This window comes from Xanthomarina sp. (assembly GCF_035306605.1).
Classification (GTDB): Bacteria; Bacteroidota; Bacteroidia; order Flavobacteriales; family Flavobacteriaceae; genus Xanthomarina.
In genome coordinates this window covers 33,253-45,871 of the sequence record NZ_DATGNR010000067.1, presented here as the reverse complement: position 1 = coordinate 45,871, position 12,619 = coordinate 33,253, and the positions used below count along the sequence as shown (strand labels likewise).

The window sequence follows — 12,619 nt, the reverse complement described above, 5'->3', positions numbered from 1 at the left end:
TTTGTGGACACGAATCTAAAGCAACCGATTTACTCTTCTTGGCTATTTTGGTTCTTCCTTTTCGTACTAATTGTGAAATTGTTGGCATATATTTTCTATAATATTTTACAAATACCTCTTATTAGAGGGGTGCAAAGGTAGGATAATATTTTAATTTTTCAAACCTTAAGAGATTAATTTTCACATATTATGCTATTTTTTTTCTCAACCAACCTTAGTTTTTATAAAAATTGGGAGATACAGCAGTAAAAGACTACAAATAGAACCAGCCAATAATTGAATAAAAAAAACGTTTTATAATTTCAGAAACGAAAAGCCATTTTCATTTTTCATTTTCATAAAATTCTAAATAAAAATTTTTCTATAGAAAACATGGCAAAGTTACTTTTTACTTTAGTTTTACAACTCTAATTATTTTATACACTGTGTTAAGATCAGTTTTCACATTCCTCCTACTTTATATTTCTACCTCCTGCTTGTTTTCAGAAAAGGCTCAAGGACAAGAACTGTATTTAAAATTAATAGGAAGTGACAGTACGGAAACGAAAACTATAGATTCACTAAAGTATAAAAAGCTTCACAAAAACTTTGAATCGGTAAACATAGAGTTATCGAATTTCAAAAACAGATTAGACCATCTTGGTTATATTGAACATCAATTAGTAAAAACTGAAAGAACAGACTCTTTACTTACAACAACCTTCAGTTTAAACAAAAAATACAAAAACCTAAAAATATTTTATTCTGATAGCTTACTACCAAAAAAGATAATCTCTTCGATTTCGAATAATATCCACGATAATTATTTTGTAATCCCCATACACCAAGCAGAAAAAACCTTGGAACATATTAACTTGAAATTATCGGAATTAGGAGACCCTTTTAATTCTATAAAATTATCCAACCTTAGTTTAAATATTGAAGAGGAAGAAATACAAGCTTCCTTAAGAACTTCAAAAAACATTCAAAAAAGACAAATAGATAAAATAATAATTAAGGGATATGAGAAATTTCCGAAGTCTTATTTAAAATATTATTTGAAAATTAAGGAAAAGGAACTTTTCAATTTAACTAAAATTAAAAATCAGGTCAAAAACTTAAACGAACTCCAATTTGCAAACCAACTAACAGATCCAGAAATCCTATTCACAAAAGACTCCACAACTTTGTACCTTTTTTTAAACAAGTTGAAGAGTAATAATTTTGATGGTTTTATTGGTTTTGGTACCAATGAAGAATCCAACACATTAGAATTTAGCGGCTATCTAAATCTAGAACTCAATAACAACTTAAATTATGGCGAGTCTTTTAGGTTGGTTTATAAAAGTGACGAGAACGAACAAAAAACCTTTAATGCTAATTTTAATTTACCCTATATTTTTGGCACACCCTTAGGAACTGAATTAGAATTACACTTATTGAAAAAGGACTCCTCTTATTCTACCGCTAACCAAAGTGCAAAGATATTTTACCAATTAAATCCAAAAAACAAATTATTTGCTGGAATTAGATCTATCCAATCTAACAATTTGCTAGATTCCATTTACAGAAACCCCTACATTAAAGACTACAAAACAGTATTCTACAATATCAGATTTCAGCATATTAAAAGACAAAAGGACAACTTCCTTTTTAACATCAGCACCGAATTTGATTTACAAGTTGAAACAGGAAAAAGAGAATACAACAAACAAAACACCAAGCAACACCAAATATCTCTCGATGCCTATCACATCTTTAATTTAAATCAAAAAAACAACATCTATTTAGGACTGCAAAGTTTCGGATTAATTTCTGATAATTACTTTGAAAATGAATTAGCACGTTTTGGTGGAATTAATTCCATAAGAGGTTTTGAAGAAAACAGCTTATTCGCAACCCTCTTTGGCGTATTTAACACCGAGTACAGATATGTTTTTAACAATAGTTTATACGCACACTCCATAATAGACTTTGCCTACTTAGAAAACGACCTTCTGAATCAAAAAGAAAAACTTTACAGTTTTGGCTTTGGATTTGGCCTTATTACTAAAGCAGGCTTATTAAAGTTTAATTTTGCAAATGGCAAAACCGAAAACCAAAGCTTCAAATTCTCAAATTCTCAAGTCCACTTGAGCCTAACCGCATTTTTTTAGGGGAATTTTAAGGTTAATTCACTCTTATTTCAAAAAAAAATGAAATTTTAACCCTTTATTATTGTTTAATTAACTTTTTATTATGATTTTTGGCGAAGACTAATTCAAATAAAATATAAAATGAAAACAAAGTTTAGTGGAATTTTAACGCTATTCCTAGCGTTGGTTGTGCAATTAACGTTTGCACAAGAAAAGACAATTTCAGGAACTGTGTCCGATGAAAACGGGTTACCTCTTCCTGGAGTTAATATTATTGTAAAGGGTACGACGAACGGTACACAGACAGATTTTGATGGGAATTACTCCATCACTGCTAGTACTGGAGACGTCCTATCTTACTCTTTTGTGGGTTATACTAAAAAAGAAATGACTGTTGGAGCTTCTAGCAACATGAGTTTTAGTATGGCGCCTGATGTAACTGCTATCGACGAGGTAGTAATTACAGCATTAGGTATCAAAAAAGAGGAAAAATCAATTGGATATGCTGTCCAAAAAGTGAAAGGTGATGATATTGCTGAGTCTAACGAGACAAACGTAGTAAACTCACTTTCAGGTAAAGTAGCTGGTGTACAGGTTACAAACAGTTCAGGTGCAACAGGTTCTTCTTCAAGAATCGTATTAAGAGGTGCATCTAGTATTACTGGTAACAACCAACCTTTATTCGTAATTGACGGTATTCCTGTTGACAACTCTAACTACGGTACTGCTGATAACGGAGGTGGATTTGACTTACCAAACGGTGCTGCAGACGTTAACCCTGATGACATCGAATCTGTAACAGTACTTAAAGGCCCTAACGCAGCTGCGTTATATGGTTTACGTGCTGCTAACGGTGTAATTGTTATCACAACTAAAAAAGGATCAACTTCTAAAGATAAATTAGGAATTACTTTTAGTTCTTCTGCTTCTTTCGAGAACCCTCTTTTATTACCAGACTTCCAAAACTCTTACGGACAAGGTGGAAACCCTTTCTACTTTGAGTATATTGATGGTCAATCTGGAGATGGTGGAATTGACGAAAGCTGGGGTCCTGCTCTAGACGTTGGATACAACTTCGTACAATGGAATTCTTACACAGTTGATGGTGCACCTCTTCCATGGGTATCTAAACCAGACAACATTAAAGATTTCTACGAAACTGGACTTACTTTAAACAACAACATATCTTTTACAGGTGGTAACGATAAAGCTAACTTTAGAATGTCTTTAGGGTTATTAGATCAAGAAGGTATGGTTCCAAACACTGACTTTAGAAGATACAACATCGCAGGTGTTACTTCATTACAAGTTGGTGAAAAAATGAATGTTTCTTTAAACGCAAAATACATTAAATCTGAAGCTGACAACTTAGTAACTGTTGGTTATAGTAACGCAAACCCAGTACAACAAATGATGTGGGGTGGACGTAACGTAGATTGGAAAGCTTTAAAAGATTACAAAAACTTACCATTAGCTCCAGCAAACACTGCAGGTGCAGGTACTCCTTTAAACTGGAACAACGTATTCCAAAATAACCCATACTGGTACTTAGACACTAACTTAAATGGATACAACAAAGACCGTATCATTGGTGGTGTAAATATCTCTTATGATATTGCTAGCTGGTTAACTATTTCTGGTAAAACAGGTGTAGATTTCTGGAAATCTCAAACAAGAGAAAACAAAGCAAAAGGATCTAACGATACTCCAGAAGGTTACTACAGAGTAATTGACAGAACATTCAACGAGGTTAACAGCGAAATTTTATTATCTTCTGCTGGAAACATTACAGAAGATCTTACTTACTCTTTAAATGCAGGTGGAAACACTATGTACAGAAAGAATGATTTAATTCATGCTGCAGCTCCTCAATTAGAGTTACCAGGTTTATACAACGTAAGTAACGTAAAAACTGGTGTAGATCCTATTTATGGAGCTACTTATGCTGAACAAAAAATTAACAGTGTATATGGATTTGGTCAAGTAGGATACAAAAACATGTTATTTGTTGATGTAACTGCAAGAAACGACTGGTCTAGTTTATTACCAGTAGATAACAACTCTTTCTTCTACCCATCGGTAACAGTAAGTGCTGTATTAAGTGACATGTTTAACATGGATAAATCAACTGTATCTCTATTAAAATTAAGAGGTGGTTGGTCTAAAGTAGGTAGTACTGGAGCTTTAGGAGCTTACAGATTACAAGATGTTTACCAATTTGCTGGTGACGGATGGGATGGAACAAACTTTGTTTTCTTACCTTCTGCAATAAACAACCCAGAAATTGGACCTGAAACAACAAGTGGACACGAGTTTGGTATCGATGCAAGATTATTTGAAAACAGATTACGTTTTGATATGACTTATTACGATCAAACATCTGAAGACTTAATTGTAGACGTTCAATTATCATCTTCTACAGGAAGTGGATCATCTCTACAAAATGTTGGAGAAATGAGAAACAAAGGTATTGAGGTGCAATTAGGTGCGACATTACTTAAAACTAGTGATTGGCAAGTTGACTTAGATTTAAACTATGCTAAAAACGATAACAAAGTTGTTTCTTTAGGAGACTTAGAAACTTTAGTATTAGGAGGACAATGGAGTACTACTATTGAAGCTAGAGTTGGAGAATCTTACGGAAGTATCGTAGGTCCTGCATACGAAAGAGCTCCAAACGGAGAAATTCTTTTCAACAATGGATTACCTGTAATCGGAGGAAGTAAAGTATTAGGAAACGTAACTCCAGATTGGACTGGTGGTGCTAACTTAGTTGTTTCTTATAAAAACTTCAGAGTAAATGCTTTAGTAGATGGAAAAATGGGTGGAGATATTTACTCAATGACAACTACATGGGGTAGATATGCTGGTGTTCTTGAAGAAACTAACCAAGGTCGTGAGACTGGTGTAGTTGGTCAAGGTACTATGAATATCGGTACTGCTGCTAACCCAGTGTATGTTCCTAATAACGTAGTTGTTGATGCTAAAGGTTACAACCAAGCAGCTTTCTCTAACAGTGTGGCTGAAAGTTCAGTATTTGATGCATCTTATATAAAATTAAGACAAGTAGGAGTTTCTTATACATTCCCTAAAAAATGGTTATCAAATATTGCTATAGATGATGTTAACTTATCAGTTGCAGCTAGAAACATTGCTTTCCTTTACAAGAAAGTACCACATATTGATCCGGAAAGTGCGTTCAGCAACTCTAACGGAAACCAAGGTTTAGAATTTGGTCAATTACCTTCTGCAAGAAGTATTTCATTTAACGTTAACCTTAAATTCTAATTTTAAAAAAATAGATTATGAAAAAAATAAATTTAATTGTCTTATTATTCATAGGCTTGGTGTTTGTAAGCTGTGATAAAGACTTTGAAGAATTAAATAGTAACCCTAACGATCCTACATCTGTTCCTTCAGAATTACTTTTAGGAAGTATGATTAGAAGTACAGGGAACGTAATGTACAGCACCTTTAATGGTGGTGATATGGGTTCTTGTTGGGCACAGCACTTTGCTAAAGTTCAATATAACGATGAGGAAAGATATTTACCAAGAGAGAGTGCTATTGGAGGCGTTTGGGCTACTTTATACGAAAGTGTAGCTGCTGATGCGAATGCAATGTATGATCTTGCAGTAATAGAAGAAAATGAAGTTGCTCAAGGTGCAGCTTTAACAATGAAAGCTTATGCATTCTTATTGTTAACTGACCTTTTCGGAGACGTTCCATTTTCAGAAGCTTTACAAGGAGCAACTAACATCTCTCCTAAATATGATAGCCAACAAGAAGTTTATAATGGATGTTTAAGCATTTTAGATAATGCTATGGCTAAGTTAGATCCTGCAAATGGAAATTTAGATTCTAACCAAGATATTATGTATGGTGGTGATGTTTCTAAATGGAGAAAATTTGCTGCTTCATTAAAATTTAGAGCTTTAATGAGAATATCTGCAAAAGACTTAAGAGCTTCAGAAATGCAAGCTTTAGTTAACAGTGGTTTATTATTCTCTTCTAGTGCAGATGACGCTAACTTAGTGTATTTATCTGCTGCTCCTAATGCTAACCCAATTTACGAATCAGTAGTATTTGGAACTAGAAATGAGTGGAAAATAAATAGTGAAGTAGTTGAAAGAATGGACGGTTCATTAGGATGGCCTATGGATAATAGACTACCGGTTATGGCTCAAAAAAATGCAGATGGAATTTACAGAGGGAAGCCTTCAGGATTTCAAAATGTACCAAACAACGACTATAACTACGCTAATGTATCTGCTTTAGGTGAATTCTATTTACAACCAGAACTTCCTGCAGTATTCTTAAGCTATACTGAATTACAGTTTTTATTAGCTGAAGCTGCATTTAAAGGTTATATCTCTGGTGGTAATGCCGCTGCTTCTGCTTACTATCAAGCTGGAATACAATCAAGTTTTGATGATAATGAAGGTGCAGCTATGGATACTTACTATTCTGGATTAATTGTTTTTTCACCTGCAATAGCGCTTGAGCAAATTGCAACACAAAAATGGTTAGCATTATACAGCCAAGGTTTTGAAGCATGGACAGAATTAAGAAGAACTGGATTCCCTGTTTTAACTCCTGCTATCGATGGTGCCATTAATGAGATTCCTTCTAGATACACTTATCCTGTAATAGAGAAGTCATTAAATGCTGCTAGCTATAATGCTGCTGTAAGCAACTTACCAGGAGGAGATAAATTAACTTCACCAGTTTGGTGGATGAACTAAAAAAAAAAAGAAAAATGAAAAAATTAAATTATTTATTTACAATGTTATTCGCACTTACCTTGATGGTAGGTTGCGATACAGACCCTGATAATAATGTTCCTGCAAAAGATGAAGCAGGCTTAATTATAAGTGTAAAGAATTCTGGAGGCTCATTATTAGGATCTCCTGAAGCTGGTGTTCCAATTGAGGAAGCTGACGTTTTATTCTCTGAGATAGGGTTATATTTTGAAATTAATAAAGTATTAGGAAGTTTAGATAATGTATCGAAATTTGAAATAGTAAAGTTTCATAACGGAGATGCAAACCAAGGTGTTGAAGGAACACCTGTAGCTGAAACTACAACCCTTCCTTTTTCATTCAATTATACCACTATTGACGATTTCGTTGCTGGAACAGGTGTAGCTGCTAATGAATTAAGAATTGGTGATACTTTTACATTTAGAGTAAAAATATATCAAAATGATGGAGACGTGTATTTTTACAACAGAAGTATGGGTAGTGTTACTCTAACAATTAACTGTGCTTATGATTTAACAGGAACATACACAATGACTAATAGTGTTTGTACTAACCCTCAAACTGTTGCAATATCTAAAAACCCTGACGGAACATGGTATCTTGAAACAGCAGATGGTGGACTATTACAATTTTGTTCAGCAAATACGACTCTCCAAAATGATGGAAGTATTTCTGTTGGTTGTGGTGGTGTAGTAAACCAAGTTGGTGATGGACCTACATTTTGTGGTAGTAATGGTATTGGTTGTATAACTGGTGGATCTTGGGATCAAGATACTGGTATTTTAACTCTGGAACATTCAGATGATTTCTTCTCATGGTCTGGTGGAACATATACTTCTACATACACAAGAAATTAAGCAGTTAATAAAAAATTATAAACTAAAATAATTATGAAAAAAATAAATAAATTATTATTCTTATTTGCTCTATCAGCAGGTGTTCTTACTACTTCTTGTAGTGAAGACGACGCTACAGGTGCTAGTATGATTAATTATACAAGTCCTACGGTAACTTTAAGTACTGATAGCAACTCAGTAGTTGTTAATGAGAGTGATATAGACCCAGAAGCAGGTTATTCAATTACTGTTTCTGCTTCTATTCCTGAATCTGTACTTGCTGATATTCACATTCCATTAGTTAAAACGGGTGGTAATGCAGATGATGCTGACTACAGCCTAGGAACTATTGTTCTTAAAGCAAATACTACTTCGGCAACTACAAATGTAACAATTTGGCCAGGAACTTGTGGAACTACCCTTTCAGGAGGAGGTGAAACTTTAACTGTTGGTGCACCTGCTAATGTAGCAAATGCAAATATTAATCCATTTTCAATGGACGTTATTTGGGAAAAAGATCTACTTGAAGTTTCTTTAACATGGGAAGGAACATACAATAATATAGACTTTTGTGACATGGACCTTGATCTATTAATTTTGGACGTAGCAACTAATGGCGTAGATTATTTAGCTGGAACAAGTGATTGTACAGAAACTGGACTAATTGCTGGATTACCTGATGGACAATATGTTCTTATTGCGGATGTTTATGAAAATCCATTTACTTCACTAGGACTTGGAGTTGCAGTTCCACTTACACTTTCTTACACACAATGTGGAACTACCAATGTTGGTAGTTTTGTGGACAGCACATCATTAACTACTGATGCATATGCACCTGGAACAGCATTAACAACTTATTTCTTTATGGCTATGGTTGAAATTCAAGGAAGTTCATACACTGTTACACAGTTATAATAAAAAAATTAATATTACATTAATTGAAAACCATCTCGAAAGAGATGGTTTTTTTTATACATTTGTTTTATGGAAAACAGCACACAAATATTTGGTTTAAGAGCCGTAATTGAGGCCATTAATTCAGGAGAAACTATTGAAAAAGTTTTTCTTCAAAAAGGGTTACATGGAGAATTATACAACGAATTAGATGCTTTAGTTAGAAAAGAAAACATATCTAGCTCGTATGTTCCTGTGGAAAAACTAAATAGATTAACAAACAAAAACCATCAAGGAGCCGTTGCACAGATATCACCAGTTGCTTTCCATGATATCGAAGACTTAGTTGGAAACGTTATAGAGTCGGGTAAAACCCCTTTATTTCTTTTACTTGACCAAATAAGCGATGTTAGAAATTTTGGTGCCATTATAAGAACAGCTGAATGTACTGGTGTTAATGGAATCATATTTCAGAAAAAAGGAGGTGCACCAGTAAATGGCGACACCATAAAAACAAGTGCAGGAGCCGTGTTTAAAGTGCCTTTATGTAAAGTGGATCATATTAAAGATGCCATGTTTCATTTGCAAGCTTCAGGAATAAAAGTAATAGCAGCTACCGAAAAAACAGACAACACAATCTATGACGTATCCTTTAAAGAACCCTGTGCTATAATCATGGGATCGGAAGGACGAGGAATTAATCCGTCTGTTTTAAAGTTGGTAGACGCCAAGGCAAAACTTCCTCTGTTAGGAGAAATAGAATCGCTTAATGTATCTGTTGCTTGTGGAGTTATGCTGTACGAAGTTCTAAGACAAAGACTATAATATCTTAATTACAGAATTTATAAACAAAACTGAATAGAATCCTCTTCAAAAACAAAGTATTATAATCAATCTTTATTAGGCTTAAAGGAATAATGAATGGTAGGACCTCCCTCCTGCTTAACCTTGATTATGTTTTCTGAATCCGTATCAACTTCAGAATCTGTTTCAAGCTGGATCTCAGGTTCAGGGATTTCAATAAAATTCCCATTTTCATCAAAATGCTTTAAAAAAGGATCATCAGCTTCATTATAGTTTTCCTCCTCCCAAGCATATTTTTTTGGACGAGCAATTTCTCTTTTAAAAATAAAAGCAAACAGCAAGCCTGTTATTAATCCTGCTGAATGTCCTTCCCACGAAACACCTTCTTTAATGGGTAATACATACCAAATCATACTCCCATAAAGAAAAACTACTAATAATGACAAGGCAATTAAACGATAGTGCTTTGCTAAAATACCCTTAAAAAAAGTAAAGCTTACTAACACATAAATTAAACCACTAGCACCAATATGGTAAGATGGTCTTCCAATGCTCCAAGTTATAATTCCAGACAGTAAAATACCATAGAACATTACTTTCCAAGCTATGGGTTTATAGAAATAAAATAAGGAAGCAGATAAAACAAATAAGGGAATTGTATTATGATACAAATGTGTTATTCCTGAATGAATAAAGGGACTAAAAAGAATCCCTCGTAACCCCTTCAAAGTTTGTGGATAGACACCCAATTTTGTAAAATTAAAACCAAAACGAACCTCAACCCAAAAAACCAACCAAATTAGGAGAACCATAAAAATGGGAGCCAAAATGACATTATTAGAAAATTGAAATTGTTCGTCCGATTTCATAGTTAAATTTAAATTAATTATTACAAATAAACGACCATTATTGGATTTCGTGATAAATTGTCATGTATATAGATTGAAATACATCTTGGTCAAGTAATTCCATTCCATTTATGACTATTTTTATAAATCAGCATAACAACTCAAAATCTAAAAAATTTGAACTTAAAATTCCCGCCTTCGTAGGAATATAGTAATTTTACATTATGAACGAGCCATTAGCAGAACGACTAAGACCAAAATCATTAGAAGACTATATTAGTCAGACACATTTGGTTGGAGAAAACGGATCTTTAACAAAACAAATTAAACAAGGATTAATTCCTTCCATGATACTTTGGGGCCCACCAGGAATAGGCAAAACCACCTTGGCTCATATTATTGCTACGGTATCAGGAAGGCCATTTTATACCTTAAGCGCCATAAGTTCCGGTGTAAAAGATGTACGAGATGTGATTGAAAAAGCTAAAACAAGTGGCGGATTGTTTACAACCAAAAACCCCATCCTTTTTATTGACGAAATCCATAGGTTTAGCAAATCGCAACAAGACTCTTTATTACAAGCAGTCGAGAAAGGTTGGGTAACCTTAATTGGAGCTACAACGGAGAATCCTAGTTTCGAAGTAATCCCCGCACTTTTGTCACGCTGTCAAGTATATGTTTTAAATTCTTTCAGTAAAGCCGATTTAGAAGCACTTTTAATGCGTGCAATTGAAAAAGACGAACACATATCTCAAAAAGATATAGAACTAAAGGAAACAGAAGCTTTATTGCGTCTTTCCGGTGGAGATGCCAGGAAGTTATTGAACATTTTTGAGTTGATTGTAAATTCTGAAATGTCAGATAAAATAACCATTACAAACGAGTCTGTTTTACAAAAAGTTCAAAACAACACGGTTCGTTATGATAAAACTGGAGAACAGCATTACGACATAATTTCAGCTTTTATAAAATCTATACGCGGAAGTGATCCTAATGGAGCTGTATATTGGTTGGCACGAATGATTGAAGGTGGCGAAGATGTAAAATTTATTGCTAGAAGGTTACTTATACTGGCTAGCGAGGATATTGGTAACGCCAATCCTACAGCACTGATAATGGCAAATAACACCTTCCAAGCAGTAACTACAATTGGTTACCCAGAATCCCGAATTATTTTAAGTCAGTGCGCAACTTATTTAGCATGTTCTCCAAAAAGTAATGCAGCTTATGAAGCCATTAATAGAGCACAACAACTTGTAAAGCAAACAGGAGATTTATCGGTTCCTCTAGCTATTAGAAACGCACCCACAAAACTTATGCAAGAGTTAGGTTATGGCGAAGATTACAAATATGCACATAGCTATGAAAACAATTTTGCAGAACAAGAATTTTTACCTGAAGAAATAAAAAATACAAAACTGTACAATCCAGGAAATAATTCAAGAGAAAATGCCCATCGTGAATTTTTAAAACTACGTTGGAAGGATAAATACAAGTATTAAAGCTTGATATTAAGTGTAGAATTTACAACTTCGCTCCCGCTATTTTCAGATAAAATCCATAAACCATTTTCTATAAAAACCATAGCATTTCTTCCCTGAACCATAAAAACATCAGGGTTTCTAGTGTTTAAAAGAACCATAACCACTTTGGAAGACGCATTAACTAACTGGTAACCTCCCTCCGTTTTCTGAGCAAATAATAAAGGTGTTTTAACTACACTATTGTTTTTTTGTTCACTCTCCTCCTTATTAACAGGTGTGGCTATTGGAGTCTCTGTTACAATGGTTTCTTCAGTTACTTGGGTTTCCTTTTCTTTTTTTAAAGCTGCAATTTCTTCCTTAAGCTGTGCTATTTCTTCTCTTGAAGCTTCATTTTTAGCACTTCCCATAGCTAAAATAATTTCGTTTGGCTTGTATTTATAATTTAAATCTTTCACATATAAAAAAGCAGATCTTAAAGCTTTGTTATAAGCAATGTCATACTTTTTTTCAAAATTCTCGCCAGGTTCGGAAACATAAACGACCTCTCCCTTACAGTTTTTTAATTGAACCTTTAACTTGGTTTTAAAAGCACTAGAATCATCAATCATATCAGACTTTAACGCCAAGCATGGATTAAACATCAGGTCTTCTGGGAATATTTCGTCTTCTTTAATGGCTATGAAACCATACTTATTAAATAAAAAATGAGCAATTGAATTCAGTTGAAACTCATCTTCTTTATCTAAAAAATCATATTTATTTGGTACAATAACATATTTATAATCATTGACACTATTTTGCGAAAACACTAAGGAAGATGATGATAATGACGCAAAAACAATTACTAGTATTAGAAAATTCTTAAACATGTTG

At 33.8% G+C, this 12,619-nt stretch carries 9 protein-coding genes and 1 pseudogene; 7 read left to right on the top strand and 3 right to left on the bottom strand.

Going from position 1 to position 12,619, the window contains the following annotated elements:
- Positions 1-88, bottom strand: a pseudogene (locus VKY41_RS09730) (30S ribosomal protein S12); the annotation flags it as partial.
- Between the two features lie 337 nt (positions 89-425).
- Here VKY41_RS09730 and VKY41_RS09725 point away from each other — a divergent pair.
- The 6 genes from VKY41_RS09725 (at position 426) to rlmB (ending at position 9,435) form a co-directional block, all read left to right on the top strand.
- On the top strand, positions 426-2,135 hold the full coding sequence (locus VKY41_RS09725; RefSeq protein WP_500814257.1) for a POTRA domain-containing protein: 1,710 nt from the start codon (positions 426-428) through the stop codon (positions 2,133-2,135).
- Between the two features lie 120 nt (positions 2,136-2,255).
- The gene (locus VKY41_RS09720) at positions 2,256-5,402 is read left to right on the top strand and encodes a SusC/RagA family TonB-linked outer membrane protein (RefSeq protein WP_500814256.1); all 3,147 of its coding nucleotides are present in this window, start codon (positions 2,256-2,258) and stop codon (positions 5,400-5,402) included.
- A gap of 17 nt (positions 5,403-5,419) precedes the next feature.
- Positions 5,420-6,859, top strand: coding sequence for a SusD/RagB family nutrient-binding outer membrane lipoprotein (locus tag VKY41_RS09715; RefSeq protein WP_500814255.1), 1,440 nt, complete (start codon positions 5,420-5,422; stop codon positions 6,857-6,859).
- A 14-nt stretch (positions 6,860-6,873) separates the two neighbouring features.
- Positions 6,874-7,734, top strand: a complete 861-nt coding sequence (locus tag VKY41_RS09710) for a hypothetical protein (RefSeq protein WP_500814254.1) — start codon at positions 6,874-6,876, stop codon at positions 7,732-7,734.
- A 33-nt stretch (positions 7,735-7,767) separates the two neighbouring features.
- Positions 7,768-8,631, top strand: coding sequence for a hypothetical protein (locus tag VKY41_RS09705; protein WP_500814253.1), 864 nt, complete (start codon positions 7,768-7,770; stop codon positions 8,629-8,631).
- 69 nt (positions 8,632-8,700) lie between these two features.
- Positions 8,701-9,435 (top strand): 23S rRNA (guanosine(2251)-2'-O)-methyltransferase RlmB, encoded by a 735-nt coding sequence (gene rlmB, locus VKY41_RS09700; protein ID WP_500814252.1) that lies wholly within the window; start codon positions 8,701-8,703, stop codon positions 9,433-9,435.
- 65 nt (positions 9,436-9,500) lie between these two features.
- Here the strand turns inward: rlmB and VKY41_RS09695 are convergent, their stop codons facing one another.
- Positions 9,501-10,283: a rhomboid family intramembrane serine protease gene (locus VKY41_RS09695; protein ID WP_500814251.1), complete on the bottom strand. Its 783-nt coding sequence runs from the start codon at positions 10,281-10,283 to the stop codon at positions 9,501-9,503.
- Between the two features lie 203 nt (positions 10,284-10,486).
- On the opposite strand from VKY41_RS09695, the gene VKY41_RS09690 reads away from it, so the two are divergent.
- Positions 10,487-11,764, top strand: coding sequence for a replication-associated recombination protein A (locus tag VKY41_RS09690; RefSeq protein ID WP_500814250.1), 1,278 nt, complete (start codon positions 10,487-10,489; stop codon positions 11,762-11,764).
- Here VKY41_RS09690 and VKY41_RS09685 read toward each other — a convergent pair.
- Positions 11,761-12,615, bottom strand: a complete 855-nt coding sequence (locus tag VKY41_RS09685; protein WP_500814249.1) for a hypothetical protein — start codon at positions 12,613-12,615, stop codon at positions 11,761-11,763. The genes VKY41_RS09690 and VKY41_RS09685 overlap by 4 nt on opposite strands.
- Positions 12,616-12,619 lie beyond the last annotated feature (4 nt).

Coding starts and splice junctions, on each gene's coding strand:
- VKY41_RS09720 (WP_500814256.1), top strand. CDS start 2,256: ATGAAAACAAAGTTTAGTGGAATTTTAACGCTATTCCTAGCGTTGGTT.
- VKY41_RS09715 (WP_500814255.1), top strand. CDS start 5,420: ATGAAAAAAATAAATTTAATTGTCTTATTATTCATAGGCTTGGTGTTT.
- VKY41_RS09710 (WP_500814254.1), top strand. CDS start 6,874: ATGAAAAAATTAAATTATTTATTTACAATGTTATTCGCACTTACCTTG.
- VKY41_RS09705 (WP_500814253.1), top strand. CDS start 7,768: ATGAAAAAAATAAATAAATTATTATTCTTATTTGCTCTATCAGCAGGT.
- rlmB (WP_500814252.1), top strand. CDS start 8,701: ATGGAAAACAGCACACAAATATTTGGTTTAAGAGCCGTAATTGAGGCC.
- VKY41_RS09695 (WP_500814251.1), bottom strand. CDS start 10,283: ATGAAATCGGACGAACAATTTCAATTTTCTAATAATGTCATTTTGGCT.
- VKY41_RS09690 (WP_500814250.1), top strand. CDS start 10,487: ATGAACGAGCCATTAGCAGAACGACTAAGACCAAAATCATTAGAAGAC.
- VKY41_RS09685 (WP_500814249.1), bottom strand. CDS start 12,615: ATGTTTAAGAATTTTCTAATACTAGTAATTGTTTTTGCGTCATTATCA.